Below are 17,225 nucleotides of genomic sequence, written 5' to 3'. Positions count from 1 at the left end.
TGCAAGGCTATGGCAATTTCCTGCAAATCAAACTCATCTTTTTTGAAGATACCTTCCCGTCACGCTTGTTAGTTACAAAGTCAACTATTACCACACCGATTAAATTCGATCGTATCTGTCCGGAAGGAACGTGCAAAATGAATGAGCTGACCAAGAATGAACGCATGACAGTTGCCCCATCCTTGAAAGGGCCGCACGAAGGGTACATGCCGGGCTTTGGCAACGATTACGAAACCGAAGCGCTTCCTGATGCTCTGCCCCAGGGTATGAACAGCCCGCAGAAATGCAATTACGGCCTCTATGGTGAGCAGCTTTCAGGCACTGCGTTCACGGCACCTTCGCACCAGAACGAGCGTACCTGGTGCTATCGTATCCGCCCGTCGGTAAAGCATTCACATCGCTATGAAAAAATCGATGTTCCCTATTGGAAATCAGCGCCCAATGTAGATCCTGACGTTGTCAGCTTGGGACAGTACCGCTGGGATCCGGTGCCCCATACCGGTGAACAGACAACCTGGGTCACGGGCATGCACACCATGACCACTGCCGGGGATGTGAACACTCAGGTCGGGATGGCCAGCCATATCTATATGGTGAATACTTCAATGCAGGATGACTACTTCTTCTCGGCTGACTCCGAGCTGCTGGTGGTGCCGCAAGAGGGCGTTCTGAGATTCTACACCGAATTAGGGATCATCGACCTTGAACCCAAGGAAATCGCTATCATTCCACGCGGCCTTGTCTACCGGGTCGAAGTCGTGGAAGGCCCTGCGCGCGGGTTCGTGTGCGAAAACTACGGCCAGAAATTCGAACTGCCTGGCCGCGGCCCGATCGGCGCCAACTGCATGGCCAACCCGCGTGATTTCAAAGCACCGGTCGCGGCGTTTGAGGACCGCGAAGTGCCCTCAACCGTGACCGTCAAATGGTGCGGTCAGTTTCACCAGACCAAAATCGGTCACAGCCCGCTGGACGTGGTGGCGTGGCATGGCAACTATGCACCCGTCAAATACGACCTGCGTACCTATTGCCCGGTCGGAGCCATCCTGTTCGATCATCCGGATCCGTCGATCTTCACCGTTCTGACCGCACCTTCAGGCCAGCCCGGCACCGCCAATATCGACTTTGTTCTGTTCCGCGAGCGCTGGATGGTCATGGAAGATACCTTCCGCCCGCCCTGGTACCACAAGAACATCATGTCCGAACTGATGGGCAATATTTACGGCCAATATGATGCGAAACCGCAGGGCTTTATTCCCGGCGGTATGAGCCTGCACAACATGATGCTGCCCCACGGCCCGGATCGCGAAGCCTTTGAAAAAGCATCGAATTCAAACCTAGGGCCAGACAAGCTGGAAAACACCATGTCCTTCATGTTCGAAACCCGCTTTCCGCAGCATCTCACAGCGTTCGCCGCCAATGAGGCACCACTGCAGGACGATTACATCGACTGTTGGAGCGACATCGAAAAGAAATTCGACGGCACACCCGGCAAGAAGTGACGAGGGTATAATTTCTTCGTCTCCCAAAGGGCAGAGATTTAGAACGCTTGATCTGTAACGCATTTAAGCGGGTACGTTCAGAAAAGCTTGGCGACCCCGGCAGGATTCGAACCTGCAACCTGCCCCTTAGGAGGGGGCTGCTCTATCCAGTTGAGCCACGGGGCCGCGCGTCGTTTTCTCTAGCGGGGTTTTTTCAGATTGTCATGGGCTTTGCACAACAGTTGAACAATTCGCCCTGTTCACGCTACCATCGGCCAAACAAACAATGCAGGTATCTCGGTGACAACAGAAACAAAACGCCCGCTTACCCTTCGTGATGTCTCGGAAGCGTCCGGAGTATCCGAAATGACCGTTAGCCGGGTGCTACGTAATCGCGGGGATGTGTCGGATGCCACCCGTACCCGTGTTTTGGCCGCCGCAAAAGAGCTGGGATATGTGCCCAACAAGATCGCGGGAGCATTGGCGTCAAGTCGGGTGAATCTGGTCGCTGTGATCATCCCGTCATTGTCAAATATGGTCTTCCCCGAAGTTCTAACCGGTATCAATCAGGTGCTGGAAGATACTGAACTGCAGCCGGTGGTTGGCGTCACGGACTATCTGCCAGAAAAAGAAGAAAAAGTGCTGTACGAGATGCTCTCGTGGCGGCCCTCAGGCGTGATCATTGCCGGACTGGAGCATACCGAAGCCGCGCGCGCTATGCTGGATTCAGCTGGCATACCGGTGGTCGAGATCATGGATACTGATGGCAAACCGGTGGATGCGATGGTGGGAATCTCTCACCGCCGCGCCGGGCGCGAAATGGCGCAGGCAATCCTGAAGGCGGGCTATGAGCATATCGGGTTTATGGGCACCAAGATGCCGTTGGACCACCGTGCCCGTAAACGGTTCGAAGGGTTCACCGAAGTATTGGGCAAGCACGGGATCGAGATTGAGGACCGTGAATTTTATTCGGGTGGCTCGGCGCTGGCCAAGGGGCGCGAGATGACACAAGCGATGCTTGAACGCTCGCCCGAGTTGGATTTTCTGTATTATTCCAACGATATGATCGGCGCGGGTGGGCTGCTGTATTTGCTGGATCAAGGGATCGATGTGCCCGGTCAGATCGGATTGGCCGGATTCAACAATGTGGAGCTGCTGCAGGGGCTACCACGCAAGCTGGCCACCATGGATGCCTGCCGGACCGAGATTGGGCGCACCGCGGCCGAGATCATTGCGGCGAAGCTGGCCGATCCGGATTCCGAGGTTGAAACCCGCGTTACCCTAACCCCCAAGATCAGCTATGGCGACACGCTGAAACGGCGATAACGCCAGATGGCGCAGCAACGTCTGGACAACCGCGCTGCGCGGGCGCTGTTCATGGATCGGCACGCGCTTTTGGAACAGCCTACCGGAAGTTCCAAAGGCGATGACTTGTTACAGCTGATCCATCGTTTAGGGTTTGTCCAGCTTGACAGTATCAACACCGTCGCCCGCGCGCATGACATGATCCTATATGCGCGTAAGCCCAGCTATCGCGCGCGCCACCTCAAACACCTCTATGAACGCGACCGCGCGCTGTTTGAGCATTGGACGCACGATGCGGCGGTGATTCCAATGGAATTCTATCGCCATTGGCATCTGCGGTTCCTGCGCGATGCCGACATGCTGAAAGCTCGTTGGAAGAACTGGCGGCGAGACGGGTTTGAGCAAAAGTTCGAAACCGTCCTACAACATATCCGCGACCATGGTCCGGTTGGCTCGTCCGATGTGGGAAAAGACGAGAAAAAGGGATCTGGCGGTTGGTGGGACTGGCATCCATCCAAGACCGCGCTGGAATATCTCTGGCGATCCGGCGCGCTGACCGTGGTTGGACGCGATGGGTTTCAGAAACGCTATGACCTGACAGAGCGGGTTATAGAAACTCAACTTTGCCCCGGCAATTTGCACTGCGACGCAAATGAAACTGTGGATTGGTTGTGTAACGCCGCACTCGACCGGCTGGGGTTCGCCACATCGGGAGAGCTTGCCGCGTTCTGGGATACGGTAAGCGCTGCCGAGGCAAAATCCTGGTGCCAACAGGCTCTAACACAGGGTGAAATCGAAGAGATCTGCGTCGAATGCGCAGACGGGCGGGAACGAAAAGTGTTCGCCCGCCCCGGTCTATGTGAACACGCTACAGAGCTGCCCGATGCGCCGGGCCGGATCAGAGTTCTCAGCCCTTTTGACCCTATGTTGCGTGACCGGAACCGGGCCGAGCGGTTGTTCGGATTCCACTATCGGATCGAGGTGTTCGTACCCGAACCCAAGCGTACCTACGGCTATTATGTCTTTCCGTTGCTTGAAGGGCACCGGTTGATCGGACGCATCGACATGAAGGCCCAGCGAGACCGTGGACTGTTGCAAGTCCGATCCGTATGGCCAGAACGGTCGGTGCGTTGGTCTGACGCAAGAACCCGCCGCCTGCAGGCCGAATTGGACCGGGTACGGCGATTTGCGGAACTGGACGGGGTGGAATTTGAAAAGGATTGGCTGAAAGATCCTAAATAGAACCCAATTTTTCGATCAGGAAACCTTGTTCCTCAATCAGTAGGCGCAGCTCGTTCAGCGAAACATGGGGCGCCCTGCCCGATGTATCTAGCTGCGCATTTGCCCGCCCATACAAAGCCTCGCGACTGGCCAATATGTTCTTGAGCTGTTCCATCGCCTTAGGATTTCCGGCCATCGGGCGTTCGTCGCCTTGGGCGCGCACGCGGTCCATATGCTCGGTCGGTGACGCGCGCAGCCAGATGGTGTGAAACCGGCCAAGCAGGGTAGCATAGGTCGAAGGCTCTGATACGATCCCGCCCGCGACTGCCAGCACGACCCGATCATGCTCTGCAATCACCCGATCCAGCGCCTGCGCTTCCAGATTGCGATATCCGTCTTGCCCGTAGAACGCCATCACTTCAGACATGGGCATGCCGGCCATCTCTTCAATCATGGCTGTGAGCTCAACAAACGGCAGTCTTTGTGCAGCGGCCAGCATAGCGCCAAGAGTTGACTTACCCGCTCCGCGTAACCCAATCAGACAAACCCGATGCGCACGTGCATCCTCATCTGGGTGAGGTTGCAATGCACGCCTGACGCTTTCTTTGACGTCGTCGCTGGCTTGTCGGAAAAGCTCAACTATCTGCAAAGCATCCGAATCCCACGGATCATCTTCACCAATCAACCATTCGGCTTTGTAATCCAGTGCCTGTGCGACACGGTGCAACACGCCGATCGAGATGTTGCCCTCACCCGCCTCAAGCTGCGCCAAATAGCGTGGGGAAACGCCCGAGTTCTCAGACAGGATCCGGCGCGGGATGCCTCGCATTTGACGCGCCCGGCGTACACGCGCGCCCACTCGTTCGCTCAAATCCTGCTTTGCAATATGTGCAGGCGGTGCCGGTTCTGGCGGTTTGGGCCCATCCATCTGCATTGAACCGTTTGTTAAAGGTAAGGATGAGGCTACGACGCGAACCATCTACGGGCAACGAATATTACCTTCTCCGCCCACAATGCTTATCGTTTGGGGCCTTAAACGAGGTCTGAACGACGGCAAACAGCTTGGTTAGAGCCTGTTCTGAGCATTGCGCTCAGCCTTCCAGCTGGTGAAGCTCTACCAGAAGGTCCAGCAACTTCTCGTGCTGCTCTGCCCCGAGCAAAGAGCGGGTGTGTTCCGCCAGCTCCAACATTTCCGCCAGATTTGCGTCGATAATTTGCAACCCATTCTCGCTGATTTCGACAATCTGTCGGCGGCGGTCTTTGGTATCCGGCCGCCTCATGATCAGCTTGCTGTCTTCTAGCTTTTTCAGAATGCGCGTCAGGCTGGGCAACAAGAGGCAGGCGCGCTCGGCGATCTGAGTAGGCTCCTGAGGCCCTTCTTCCTGTAAAACGCGCAGAACGCGCCATTGTTGCTCGGTGACGCCAGCATCCGTTAGCACACCACGAATAGGCCCCATCACCCTTTCCCGAGCGCGCAACAGCGCTATCGGCAATGATCGGGACGTCTGTGGTAAGTTCTTTGACATATGGAATTTTCGCGCAATTCCAAATATTTCGCAATAGAACGTTGGTTGTGGTTGAGTTTCGTTGACTGGACTTTACTTAACTTGTTTAGCATATGATACTGACAAAAAGGCTACCGAGGCGGATAAGATGAAATGGAATGAATTCTCCGATTGGGGCAAGAAGGTTGCCGAGTGGACGCAAGACTATCACCTGACGGTGGGCGACAAGCCCGTGCGCGCCCGGACCGAGCCGGGCGATATCCTGAACGCTCTGCCCGCGCATCCCCCTGAGCAGGGCGAGCCGATCGAGGACATCTTTCATGATTTCGAACAAATCGTGATGCCCGGCATTACCCATTGGCAACACCCTCGGTTCTTCGCCTACTTCAATTCGAACGCCTCGGCCCCGTCTGTTCTGGCCGAGTTCCTGGCCAGCGCCATCGCGCCGCAATGTATGCTGTGGCAGACCTCGCCCGCCGCAACCGAGATGGAAACACGAATGATGGACTGGCTGCGCGAAGCGCTGGACCTGCCCAAAGGTTTTGCCGGGGTCATTCAGGATTCGGCGTCATCTGCGACATTGGCGGCTGTGCTGACCATGCGCGAGAAGGCGATGAACTGGCAGGGCAACACGCTGGGGCTGTTCGGTCAAAAGCCACTGCGCATTTATTGCTCTTCCGAGGTTCATACCTCAATCGACCGCGCCATCTGGGTTGCGGGGATTGGACAGGACAATCTGGTGCGCATCCCCGTGCAAGGTGATTGGCGTGGAATGAACCCCGATGCGCTTGAAGCAGCGATTCAATTAGATTTAGAGTCTGGTTTCCACCCGGCGGGCGTGATCCTTTGTGTTGGAGGGACCGGAACCGGGGCAACTGATCCAGTGGATCACTGCCTGGCGATCGCACAGAAATACGGCCTTTATACCCATGTCGATGCAGCCTGGGCGGGGTCGGCGATGATCTGCCCCGAATATCGTCACTACTGGCCGGGGATCGATCAGGCCGACAGCATTGTATTCAATCCCCATAAGTGGCTGGGCGTGCAATTCGATTGCTGTGCGCATTTCCTGAAAAACCCCGATGATCTGGTCCGCACGCTTGCGATCAGCCCGGAATATCTGAAAACCCACGGCAAGGACGGGATCATCAATTACTCGGAATGGTCGGTGCCATTGGGACGTCGGTTCCGCGCGCTGAAACTGTGGTTCGTCATCCGCACCTATGGGCTGGAGGGGTTGCGCGAACGGCTGCGGAATCACGTCAATTGGTCGCGCGCACTGCATGATCGTCTAGCAGCAGAACCGGATTTTCGGATCGTGACGCCTCCAATGTGGTCTCTTTGGACCTTCCGATACGAGCCGGATGGGGCCGACGATCTGGATGATCTGAACCTGCGGCTGGTGAATGCAATCAATGATGATGGGCGGATCTACCTGACACAGACCCGCGTGGATGGCGATCTGGTCATCCGCTTTCAGGCCGGTCAGTTTGAAACCACAGAACAGGACGTGATGATGGCCTATGACGTGATCACTGAAATCGCTCGAGGGCTTTAGGCCCTCATTGAAGCTGCAGCCTGCGCGTATCCCCCCGAGGCCCCGTCAACAAAATGCACATGGTCGTCGCGCATGGCCGAGGGAACAAAGCAGGTCATCATCGCCTCTTGCTGGGCGTGCATTCCATATCTGATTTTGCCTTTTGTTTGCGCGTCGTCCAGCATCTGAGTGAGCTGTTCCAACGTGCTCGAGTCACAATCCAGCGTCATTTTCAGACCGTCATCAAACTTTCGGAAATCAGCGTTGCGACTGACCATCTCTTTGTAATGCTTGGGTTCGAATTGACCCAGGCGCATCCCGGTTTTGAACAACAAGCCGATCAACATATTCCCGATCATCAAGCGTGTTTTCTGCATCAGAAGATTCCGACCTGCGCGTGAGACATGGGCATCGATATCGACGCCGGGCGGAGGGAAACTCATCGGAGGTCCTTTGGCCGGAACCGGGTGACCGGCGCGTTCTAGCCCTTCGGCGACGGACAGGATGGATTGAGTCAGGGCGGCGAATTCAGCCTCATTAGACTCTGATGTAGGCTGAATAACCAGTGAAACGATCTGACCAACCCTCGCTGGACTGTTGGACCAACGACAAGATAGGCCGGTCAGATCGGGCTGCGCGTCAGGTCCGGCTGGTTGCACAACAAGTTGCCCGGATTTCATCTGAGCCTCGGCCCAGGCCAGTCCCCCGCCGGTAAACATCGCATAGTCAACGCCGGTGGACGGCGCAAAGCGAGCAACACGCAGATCACGTCTAGCGGCGCGGATTTCGGCCACCGAAACCAGAGCCGCGCGCAGAGTGATGGCGAATTCCGTTTCGGCCCAGCTTTGCAATGTTGCCAGCGTGTCCCGCGCGATCTCGGCATCCTCACCCGATACGGCGAACCCAGCACCATCACCACCGAAGACATACGGGAATATGCGCCCGCCCAGCGCATTGATCATGCCTGAAATCACGGCCGCCCCCACCATGTTGACGGTCTTGTACCGGCCCCGCGCGATTTCACCGGTCGAATCTACGATATCGGCGACGCCCAAAACCCATGTCTCTGGCAAAGGTGTGAACTGCGCGGGGTCACTGAGGCTGAGGAAATTGTCCGAAATGGGGACGGAGTCATAAAATACAGAGTCTGAGAGGGTCATAACACACTCGGAAAATCCAAAATCTGCAGTGATGATAGCTCAATTGTGAAGAATGTCCGCCCCATTCGATTCAATCATGGCACTTGTGCCGATCAACGCGGCGTGCCAAGCATCGGGGCGAGGCAGCTAGACAATAGGTCAAGAAATGCAGGCAGGTTTGGTGATCTTGTGTCTGGCCTATGTACTCAGCCAGTTTTTCCGCGCTTTTCTGGCAGTTTTAAGCACCGATCTGGGACGCGATATCGGCGCAACACCCGAAGACCTCGCCTTTGCTTCAGGTCTTTGGTTTCTAATCTTTGCGGCGATGCAGATTCCGGTGGGCTGGGCACTGGACCGCGTCGGTCCTCGGCGCAGTTCTGCGGTGCTGCTGCTGATCGGCGGGGCTGGCGGGGCTGGTCTGTTCGCGGTCGCAACGACCCCGTTCCATGTGGCGCTCGCCATGGCGCTGATCGGGGTAGGATGCTCGCCGGTTCTGATGGCATCCTACTATATCTTTGCACGAGAGTTTCCACCCGCCAAATTCGCCACGCTCGCCGCCGTGATGCTGGGCGTGGGATCTGTCGGCAATCTGGTCGCCTCATACCCCACGGCGCTGGCGGTCGAGCTGATGGGCTGGCGCGCTACGCTGGCCGGTCTGGCGATTATCTCTGCTGCGGTGGCTGCGGGGATCTGGCTGACGGTGCATGACCCTGAAAAGGTAAAAACCGAGCAAAAAGGATCACTTCTGGACCTGCTGAAAGAACCTGCGCTGTGGACCATTCTGCCGCTCATGCTTGTGTCTTATGCGCCATCGGGTGCGATCCGAGGGCTTTGGGCCGGGCCGTATTTGAATGACGTGTTCGGGCTCAGCACCGCTCAGATCGGGACGGCAACGTTGATCATGGGGGCCGCGATGATCGCGGGAACCTTCGCCTATGGGCCGCTGGACCGTATGCTGGGCACCCGGAAATGGGTGATCCTGGGCGGTAACGTGTTGGGGGCCACGACGCTAGGCCTGTTGTGCCTGTGGGTCGACAGCGGCGTTTGGGTCTCGGTGCTGCTGTTGGCAGTGATCGGCTTTCTGGGCGCCAGTTTTCCGGTGATCATGGCCCATGGCCGGGCCTTCGTGCCGCCGCATCTGGTCGGGCGGGGCGTCACCCTGCTAAACCTTTTTGGCGTCGGCGGCGTCGGTCTGGCGCAATTTGCCACCGGGCGCATCCATGCAGCCAGCGCCGGGATCAGCCCCTCAGCACCTTATACGGCGATCTTCGGCTTTTTCGCGGTCACCCTTGCCATTGGCTGCGTGATCTATCTATTCAGTCGGGACAGCGTGGACTGAAACCGGAGACCGCCCGTGCAGGACATTGAGGTGATTGCACCCAATCTGAAGCATTCCCTGTCGGGCGTGACAACGACGGTGATCCGACTGCTGCCAATCCAGCAGAAAATGATCGGCATCCGTGCCACCGGTCCCGGCCTGCCGCCAGATTTGCCCCATATCAGACTCTGGAATCTTTTGTTTCTGTCCAATCGAAAACGCGTCTGGCATGCACGCCGGAATACCGAGATGTTGATGGGTCTGGTCTTGCGTTCGGTGCTTCGACGCAACTACAAACTGCTATTCACCTCAGCTGCGCAACGTGATCATTCCGGGTTCACCAAGCGGCTGATTTCGAAAATGGACGCGTTGATCGCGACGACGCCTCAGGCCGCTTCCTTTCTGGAGCATCCCGCTACTGTCATCATGCATGGCGTCAACACCAAGCTGTTTCACCCAGCCGAAGACAAAAGCGCCCTGCGCCAAAAACTTGGCCTGCCAGACGGGCTGCTGGTCGGCTGTTTTGGCCGTATCCGCCCTCAGAAAGGGGTCGACTTGTTGGTCGATGCCGCCCTGAAGGTGCTGCCTAATCACCCCGATGCGCATGTGATCTTCACCGGGCGTACCACCAACGAATTTGAGGCGTTTCAGGCTGAGCAGGAGCAAAAGCTGCAGGACGCCGGGCTGGGCGACCGCGTTCATTTTCTGGGTGAGCGTCCTTGGGATGAGATTGTCGAGACCTATCGCGCGCTCGATCTGTTCGTTGCGCCCGCACGGCACGAAGGTTTCGGCCTTACACCGCTTGAAGCAATGGCCTCGGGCGTTCCAGCCATAGCCAGTCACGGGGTCGGCGCGTTCAGTGCGCAAATCAAGGATGGTGAGACCGGAAGACTGGTCGAGAAAGACAATGCCCCTGCACTGGCCGACGCGCTGGAGGATATGGTGCAGGACCGCGCCGCGCTGGCCGCTGCGGGACTAGCCGCGCGCGCCCATGTCGAGCAGAATTTTCGAATCGAAGGCGAAGCGCAGGCGATTGTCGAGGTTTATCGATCCTTGCTGAAACAACCCTGAACGGTACTGAACTGTGTCAAATCGGTGTGACGGGGTGAAATAAGCCGAAACCCCTCTTTTTTCTTTGCCGCAACGCGGCTATGAACGCGCGTCCTTAACTTTGGAGACATGAAATGGGCTATCGCGTCGTAGTCGTCGGCGCCACGGGTAACGTGGGCCGCGAAATGCTGAACATCCTGGCGGAACGCCAGTTCCCTGTCGATGAACTTGCTGCTCTGGCAAGCCGTCGTTCGCTGGGTACTGAGGTGACCTTTGGCGACAAGACGCTCACTACCAAAGATCTGGACACATTCGATTTCACTGGTTGGGACATGGCGCTGTTTGCCGTGGGTTCCGAGGCCACAAAGGTTTACGCCCCCAAGGCGGCAGCGGCTGGCTGCGTGGTGATCGATAACAGCTCGCTCTATCGCTATGACCCGGAGATTCCGCTGATCGTGCCGGAATGTAACCCCGAGGCGATCCACGACTATAAAAACAAAAACATCATCGCCAATCCCAACTGCTCGACCGCGCAGATGGTCGTCGCGCTGAAGCCGCTGCATGACCGTGCACGCATTAAGCGCGTGGTCGTCTCGACCTATCAATCGGTGTCGGGAGCCGGCAAGGAAGGCATGGATGAGCTTTGGGATCAGACCAAGGCCATCTATAATCCCACGACCGAGGTTGAGCCGAAGAAGTTCCAGAAACAGATCGCTTTCAACGTCATCCCTCAAATCGACGTCTTCATGGAAGACGGCTCGACCAAGGAAGAGTGGAAGATGGTTGTCGAGACCAAAAAGATCGTCGATCCGTCGATCAAGGTCACCGCAACCTGCGTTCGCGTTCCGGTATTCGTTGGCCACTCCGAGGCCGTGAATATCGAGTTCGAAGAGTTCCTCGACGAAGACGAAGCCCGCGACATCCTGCGCGAAGCACCGGGCATCATGGTAATCGACAAGCGTGAAGCCGGTGGTTACGTCTCGCCCATCGAATGCGCGGGCGACTTCGCCACCTTCATCAGCCGTATCCGTCAGGACTCGACCATCGAGAACGGCCTGAACCTGTGGTGCGTATCCGACAACCTGCGCAAAGGCGCGGCGTTGAACGCTGTTCAAATTGCAGAATTGCTGGGCCGTGAAGTTCTGAAGAAGGGGTAACCTTCGCCAGTTGGTTATGACTCTATTAAACCCCACTGCACCGCCAGTGGGGTTTATTATTTTGTGGACGGGCAGAGATGGCAATATTGCGGGGCAAAGCCGCCCTGTGCATGCGTTGCCATTGCCTATCCAGCACCAGTTGGTCAGCCACCGATCTGGGACATTGTCGCTTTTACCGCATGGTATCTTTGAGAGTTTGGGGGATGCGTCCCTAGAAAGCGATCACCAGGATCAGGAACTCGTGCGAAGTACAGCGCACCCTTGAGTGGATCATAACCCGCTTTGTAGGCTATTACAGTGCCTAGTCGATCAGCTTCCAATTCAAAGTTCTTTGAATAGCTGCGGCCGCCAACAAAGGCTCCAATGTCTTGTGCTGCGGCAATGTCATTCGGCCCCGACCCCGCAATTGTTGCTAGACCGGCCAAAAGCACCGCACCAGCCGCCGCATTTTGGGCCTGTCGCGCCAAATGCCCTTGAATGTGGTGAGCGGCCTCATGCGCCATAACAAATGCAAGTTCGTCAGTGTTGTTTACATTCCGTATCAGCGCTTGAGTCATTGTGATAACGGGGCGCCCCGACTTGCTTAAACTCTGATACGCGTTTGAGGGTGCTTTTTTGTCTGGATCAATGCGGATCAAAAAATCACAATTCACATTCTTAGTGCGGCGGAGGCATTCTCGTTCTGCCACAGGTTCTATTCGTGAGGCGACCTGACGGAACCTTATTTGTGCCTGTTGTGAACTGACGGGCGCGCTCGCGCGACCGGGGTTTGGAATAGGTGCTGATGGAGGAGTGGTGGTTGAAGCGCATCCCGCTAATGCCAAAACAGCTAACATCAATACCGTTCGCCTCATAAACACACCTTTCCAAATGTTCAGAGCATCAAAATCGAATCTGTGGCTTTCGAGAAACCAACTTGCACATTCGAACCTACGGTCTTCACGATTTGATATTCAATAACAGACGGGTTGTCGGTGGTCGCCCCGATTAAGCTGTCGTCAATATGGTAGGCACTACAAATGGCATTGAAGCGAAGGACCAAACGATCCACGCCCCGTTCTGTATGGGCTTGAACCGAGTTGAACACCGCGTCAGCGGAGGTTATTTGCGCTGCACGATGGCTTGATCCCAGCCTCCTGCGCGGCAAAGGGACTGCTACGAGCGCACGTACATTTCAACAATCGTTTCTGGTATGGCCTCAAAGCAGTCATCAGAGAGATGCCTCCTGCCTGATCCTTCACCCCTGTCCCTCAACCAGCGTCTTCAAATTCTCCAACCCGCGCTCGTAATCTCCGCCGACCCAATTGTCCATCATTAGGCCCATCCAGCGGGACATGGGGTTCATACCAAGGTCGGATACGAATCCCCAGGTAACCTGTGTGCCTGATCCTTCTGGCCGCAACTGGAACGAGGCGGTGGCTGTCCCCATCGGGCCAAAATCCAGTGCGGTTTGCACGGACTGATCCGGGGTGCTCTCGGTGATTTCCTGCGAACCGGTTCCCACCTGCGGGTTGTCCGAGGCCCAGTTCAGCGTGTTTCCGACACCCGCTTCCGGGCCACTATAGCTCAGCTTGGTTTCGGGGTCTCGGGACAGCCAGGGGGACCATTTCTCGGTCTCCTGCATCGAATTCACATAGGGAAAGATCGCCGAGGCTGGTGCGTCGATCGTGATGCTGCGGGACACCTCGGCCTGACCAGGCAAAAGATATGATACTCCGACAAGCGCCAGAATGATCACCAGTAGGGTGACGAGAATACGTTTAATCAATTTCATGAGCTCGATCCGATTCTGACAACATCATCGGAAACATATCAAAAAATCGACGTAATTTCAGAGGTCCGATCGTATGACCCGCAGGATCAGGCCGGTGGCTGGTAAGGCAGCGACGAATGGTGCAGCACGATGCGAAGCACTCCGTCAGCGTCTTTTTTGTAGCCGAAGCTTTTGTCGACTTGCGTGATGTTACCTTGGCTATCCGTCAGAATGACCTTGCCCATCCACATGGCGACATCGCCTTCGACGAAGCTGGCCGATGTCTCACTTGTCATTTCGCGCCAACCCTTGATTCCGAAACCGCCATCAAGCGGAAATTCGGCATCGTGACCGACAAAATAGGCCAGTGCACCGTGGCGAGTCGGGCGAAAGGTTTGATCTCCGGATGCCATAGTTGGTTTGAACAGGACCGGACCCAGATTATAGCCGTATGCCGCATCTAGAACACCCTCGGCAACGGAACGGGCCGCATCGATCCCACCGTCTTCAAAAGCTTTGGAGATCGCAATCAACCCATCGCCCCAGGCGGTACGGGCAGCGGCCAGCTCGTCAGTGGTAATCGGCATGATCCTGTCCTTCTCTGTCCGGTTTCTATGGTACTGGCAGCAAGTGAGCGTCAACGCAAGAGGTGTGACCTGACTCTCGCCCGGTTTTGCCCACAGAACCGCGTGGAAGCCTGAATTCTCAGAAAATTCGACCCATTCTTTTGAACCGGTGCAAGGTTTTGCAAAGTATTTTGCCGCCAATCTCTGACAGTGCCGTGGGGGCACTTCAATTGGGGTGAATGTGGTGGACAAGATTATCACACTGGAACAGAAAGAACCCGTGCGTCTGGACCCGGACCGCCTGAGCAGCCTGTACAATCAGCTCGGCGACACCAACGCGATGGACGTGCTGTGCCGCACGGTTGAAGAACTGGCGTTGCGGCTGTCGAATTGTGAACGGTTTTGGCGGCAACGCGATTGGGCCGGGCTGCGCAAATGCGCAAAATCTCTCGTGGCCATATCCGAGCAAATCGGCATGACAGCACTGGCACGTGTGGCAGGCGATGTAGCCTGTACTGTCGACGCTGGCGATGCTGTGGCGACAGGGGCGACTCTGAGCCGCCTAATCCGGGTGGGTGAGCGATCGCTGACCGCCGTCTGGGACCAGCAAGATCTATCCGTCTGAGGGGGGTTGCGAGTGCGCCGCAGACAGATAGTCTGGGCGAAAATCCAACCAGCCGAGACACGCATGACCCTGTCCTTCGCCCCTGCCTCCGACCCATCGCTGCCACTACATGTGTTAGAGCAATCAGATTTTGAAAGCTGGCTGACCGATCAGCCGGATCATATCCGAGCTTGGGTTGCGGCCGATGGGTTTTCCGGAGCTCTGGGTCAAACACTTCTGGTGCCCGGCACAGATGGTAATCCGCAGTTTGCCTTGGCGGGATATGGCAGCGCGGCAAAACGGGTACGCAAGCGGTTTCCGCTAGCCGCTGCGACAGAATCGCTGCCCAAGGGCACCTATCATATCGCCTCGGGCGTTCCCGCAGATGTGCTTGAGGCCGAATGCCTGGGCTGGCTGATGACGGGATATGCCTTTGATCGCTATGCGGCGCAAAGCCCGGCTAACGCCACGCTGATCGCGCCCGAGGGCGTAGATGCCCGGCGGATCGAAATCATGGCCAATGCCGAGGCATTGACACGGGATCTGGTCAACACACCCGCTTCGGACATGGGCCCGGCGCAATTACAACACGCGGTTGAGGCACTGGCACGGGAACACGGCGCAGACATCTCGGTCATCACAGGCGATGCGTTGCTGGAACAGAATTTTCCGATGATCCACGCGGTCGGGCGTGCTGCCGAACAGGCCCCGCGTCTGATCGAGATGAACTGGGGTGACCACGGGCCAAAACTAACATTAGTTGGGAAAGGGGTCTGTTTCGATACCGGCGGCCTGAATCTGAAACCCGGTGCTTCGATGGGGTTGATGAAAAAAGATATGGGCGGAGCGGCCAATGTGCTGGGTCTGGCCCATATGATCATGGCGCTGGATCTGAAGGTGCAATTACGGGTCCTGATCCCGGCGGTCGAAAACGCAGTAGCGGGCAATGCTTTCCGCCCCGGCGACATCCTGACGGCGCGCAATGGGCTAACGGTTGAGATAAACAACACTGATGCCGAGGGTCGGTTGGTGCTGGCCGATGCCCTTGCTCTGGCGCATGAAGGGGCACCAAACCTGCTCATCTCGATGGCCACTTTGACTGGCGCGGCCCGGGTTGCATTGGGCGCTGATCTGGCCCCGTTTTATACCGATGACGACAAAGCCGCGGACGTGCTGGCGCATGCTGGCCGGGCTGCCGCTGATCCGGTCTGGCGTATGCCTTTTCATGACCCCTATGAAGCGATGATCGAACCCGGCATCGCTAACCTCGACAATGCGCCTTCTGGTGGATTTGCAGGCTCTATCACCGCGGCACTGTTCCTGCGCCGGTTCGCTGCCGAAAGTCGCTATATGCATTTTGACATCTATTCGTGGCAACGCAGTAAGGAACCCGGTCGCAGCAAGGGTGGTTTGGGCCAAGGCCCGCGTGCCCTTCTGGGTGCTTTGCCAGAGATCCTTGGCCTATGACTCAGGCGCGCATCATTCAACCGGTCATAGACCTGCTACGCCACCCTGACGGTCCGCGCGACCGGCAATTGTTGTTCGGCGACACGGTCACTGTTTTGGACGACCAAAACGGCTGGAGCAAGATCTCAGCCAGCAAGGACGGCTATACCGGATGGGTGGCGACGGACCATCTGGGACCAATTGAGCCACAGACTCACTGGATCGTCGCCGCTTCGACCCATGCCTATGAGAAGCCCGATATAAAAAGCCGCGATCTGACCTCGCTGAGCTTTGGCAGTAAAATCAGGGCTCTGTCTGAGGAGGGCGGATTTCTGGAAACGCCAATCGGGTTCATTCCGGGGGTGCATGCCGTGCCCGCCTATTCCCTGCTGACCGATCCCGTTTCCGCGGCCGAACTTTTTCTCGGCACCCCTTATCTTTGGGGTGGTAACAGTCGATTCGGGCTGGATTGCTCGGGCCTCGTACAGCTCGCACTGCTCGCCTGCGGCGTTCCTTGTCCCGGAGACAGCGGCGATCAGGAACGCGAAGTTGGTGGATCGGTGCCCGAGGGCGATCCCGCACGGCGCGGAGACTTGCTGTTCTGGAAAGGCCATGTTGCCTGGGTTGCCGCCGAAAACCTTCTACTTCACGCCAACGCCTATCACATGGCCGTTGCGCTCGAACCGATGGATCAAGCGATTGCCCGGATCGCTGCCCAGGGCGACGGGCCGGTTACAGCGCATAAAAGGCTCTAATCCAGGTCAACCGCACGGATGAGCTTGCGTTCCAGAACCCTCAGAACCGCGCGCAGATCGTGCCCGCGCTTCAATATACGCCCATCCATGCCGACCACGGAATACATGCCCTGACGTAGCCGCAGGCGCGGGTGCTTCTCGACTCTGTAAATGGGATGTTCCGCCGTGCGCCGAAAGATCGAAAACACCGCCATATCCCGCAGGTTCGAGATTCCGTAGTCGCGCCATTCACCGGCAGCGACCATTCGGCCATAAACAGACAGGATTTGAGACATCTCGCGCCGGTCAAACGCGACCGGCATCTGGGCAGAGCCGGACCCGAACCGGCTGGGAGGCTGCATGTTCATATGACAAGCCTTGCCGGAAATCGCCGTCGAATCAAGCCCACTGG

The 17,225-nt window shown here is 57.0% G+C and carries 17 protein-coding genes and 1 tRNA gene; 10 read left to right on the top strand and 8 right to left on the bottom strand.

Annotated features, from left to right (window positions below; translation table 11 throughout):
- The first annotated feature begins 137 nt into the window (after positions 1–137).
- A complete protein-coding gene (gene hmgA / locus ACR0MJ_RS18595; RefSeq protein ID WP_370644329.1) occupies positions 138–1,499 on the top strand; it encodes a homogentisate 1,2-dioxygenase in 1,362 nt (453 codons plus the stop codon).
- Positions 1,500–1,587: 88 nt separating this feature from the next.
- On the opposite strand, the gene ACR0MJ_RS18590 is transcribed toward hmgA, so the two are convergent.
- Positions 1,588–1,664 (bottom strand) — tRNA-Arg (locus ACR0MJ_RS18590).
- Between the two features lie 114 nt (positions 1,665–1,778).
- Between ACR0MJ_RS18590 and ACR0MJ_RS18585 the strand changes: the two genes are divergently transcribed.
- Both ACR0MJ_RS18585 and ACR0MJ_RS18580 read left to right on the top strand, forming a co-directional pair.
- Entirely contained in the window at positions 1,779–2,804 is a 1,026-nt protein-coding gene (locus ACR0MJ_RS18585) for a LacI family DNA-binding transcriptional regulator (RefSeq protein WP_170399205.1), read from the top strand.
- Between the two features lie 6 nt (positions 2,805–2,810).
- Positions 2,811–4,025 (top strand): winged helix-turn-helix domain-containing protein, encoded by a 1,215-nt coding sequence (locus ACR0MJ_RS18580; RefSeq protein WP_480762145.1) that lies wholly within the window; start codon positions 2,811–2,813, stop codon positions 4,023–4,025.
- Here the strand turns inward: ACR0MJ_RS18580 and ACR0MJ_RS18575 are convergent.
- Positions 4,018–4,932, bottom strand: a complete 915-nt coding sequence (locus ACR0MJ_RS18575) for a helix-turn-helix transcriptional regulator (RefSeq protein WP_170567234.1) — start codon at positions 4,930–4,932, stop codon at positions 4,018–4,020. The two genes, ACR0MJ_RS18580 and ACR0MJ_RS18575, sit on opposite strands and share 8 nt — an antisense overlap.
- 163 nt (positions 4,933–5,095) lie before the next feature.
- Positions 5,096–5,530, bottom strand: coding sequence for a homoprotocatechuate degradation operon regulator HpaR (gene hpaR, locus ACR0MJ_RS18570; protein WP_170408752.1), 435 nt, complete (start codon positions 5,528–5,530; stop codon positions 5,096–5,098).
- A 127-nt stretch (positions 5,531–5,657) separates the two neighbouring features.
- On the opposite strand from hpaR, the gene ACR0MJ_RS18565 reads away from it, so the two are divergent.
- Positions 5,658–7,067 carry a pyridoxal phosphate-dependent decarboxylase family protein gene (locus ACR0MJ_RS18565; RefSeq protein WP_480762144.1) on the top strand — a complete coding sequence of 470 codons (1,410 nt, stop codon included), beginning with the start codon at positions 5,658–5,660 and terminating at the stop codon, positions 7,065–7,067.
- On the opposite strand, the gene ACR0MJ_RS18560 is transcribed toward ACR0MJ_RS18565, so the two are convergent.
- Positions 7,064–8,206 (bottom strand): DUF3095 domain-containing protein, encoded by a 1,143-nt coding sequence (locus ACR0MJ_RS18560; protein WP_480762143.1) that lies wholly within the window; start codon positions 8,204–8,206, stop codon positions 7,064–7,066. The two genes, ACR0MJ_RS18565 and ACR0MJ_RS18560, sit on opposite strands and share 4 nt — an antisense overlap.
- Positions 8,207–8,351: 145 nt before the next feature.
- Between ACR0MJ_RS18560 and ACR0MJ_RS18555 the strand changes: the two genes are divergently transcribed.
- From ACR0MJ_RS18555 to ACR0MJ_RS18545, 3 genes are all read left to right on the top strand, one after another.
- Positions 8,352–9,524 carry an MFS transporter gene (locus ACR0MJ_RS18555; protein WP_480754928.1) on the top strand — a complete coding sequence of 391 codons (1,173 nt, stop codon included), beginning with the start codon at positions 8,352–8,354 and terminating at the stop codon, positions 9,522–9,524.
- Positions 9,525–9,539: 15 nt separating this feature from the next.
- Positions 9,540–10,574 (top strand): glycosyltransferase family 4 protein, encoded by a 1,035-nt coding sequence (locus ACR0MJ_RS18550; RefSeq protein WP_480762142.1) that lies wholly within the window; start codon positions 9,540–9,542, stop codon positions 10,572–10,574.
- 113 nt (positions 10,575–10,687) lie between these two features.
- A complete protein-coding gene (locus tag ACR0MJ_RS18545) occupies positions 10,688–11,710 on the top strand; it encodes an aspartate-semialdehyde dehydrogenase (protein ID WP_480762141.1) in 1,023 nt (340 codons plus the stop codon).
- A gap of 143 nt (positions 11,711–11,853) precedes the next feature.
- Here ACR0MJ_RS18545 and ACR0MJ_RS18540 read toward each other — a convergent pair whose 3' ends face one another.
- From ACR0MJ_RS18540 to ACR0MJ_RS18530, 3 genes are all read right to left on the bottom strand, one after another.
- Positions 11,854–12,546 (bottom strand): M48 family metalloprotease, encoded by a 693-nt coding sequence (locus tag ACR0MJ_RS18540; RefSeq protein WP_480762162.1) that lies wholly within the window; start codon positions 12,544–12,546, stop codon positions 11,854–11,856.
- A 401-nt stretch (positions 12,547–12,947) separates the two neighbouring features.
- Complete coding sequence (locus tag ACR0MJ_RS18535; protein WP_170408759.1) at positions 12,948–13,484, bottom strand: SRPBCC family protein; 537 nt, start codon at positions 13,482–13,484, stop codon at positions 12,948–12,950.
- A gap of 86 nt (positions 13,485–13,570) precedes the next feature.
- Complete coding sequence (locus tag ACR0MJ_RS18530) at positions 13,571–14,050, bottom strand: phosphoribosyl-AMP cyclohydrolase (protein ID WP_480762140.1); 480 nt, start codon at positions 14,048–14,050, stop codon at positions 13,571–13,573.
- A gap of 214 nt (positions 14,051–14,264) precedes the next feature.
- On the opposite strand from ACR0MJ_RS18530, the gene ACR0MJ_RS18525 reads away from it, so the two are divergent.
- From ACR0MJ_RS18525 to ACR0MJ_RS18515, 3 genes are all read left to right on the top strand, one after another.
- The gene (locus ACR0MJ_RS18525) at positions 14,265–14,654 is read left to right on the top strand and encodes a hypothetical protein (RefSeq protein WP_170399254.1); all 390 of its coding nucleotides are present in this window, start codon (positions 14,265–14,267) and stop codon (positions 14,652–14,654) included.
- A 63-nt stretch (positions 14,655–14,717) separates the two neighbouring features.
- Positions 14,718–16,100 carry a leucyl aminopeptidase family protein gene (locus tag ACR0MJ_RS18520; RefSeq protein ID WP_480762139.1) on the top strand — a complete coding sequence of 461 codons (1,383 nt, stop codon included), beginning with the start codon at positions 14,718–14,720 and terminating at the stop codon, positions 16,098–16,100.
- Positions 16,097–16,834 (top strand): NlpC/P60 family protein, encoded by a 738-nt coding sequence (locus ACR0MJ_RS18515; RefSeq protein WP_170408761.1) that lies wholly within the window; start codon positions 16,097–16,099, stop codon positions 16,832–16,834. Before ACR0MJ_RS18520 ends, ACR0MJ_RS18515 begins: the two co-directional genes overlap by 4 nt.
- Here ACR0MJ_RS18515 and ACR0MJ_RS18510 read toward each other — a convergent pair.
- Positions 16,831–17,181, bottom strand: a complete 351-nt coding sequence (locus tag ACR0MJ_RS18510; protein ID WP_170399260.1) for a DUF2794 domain-containing protein — start codon at positions 17,179–17,181, stop codon at positions 16,831–16,833. The genes ACR0MJ_RS18515 and ACR0MJ_RS18510 overlap by 4 nt on opposite strands.
- Positions 17,182–17,225 lie beyond the last annotated feature (44 nt).

It is taken from the genome of Ruegeria sp. C6, from assembly GCF_056537625.1.
The sequence above is the reverse complement of the archived record's forward strand: the minus strand, read 5'-3'. Positions and strand labels throughout refer to the sequence as shown.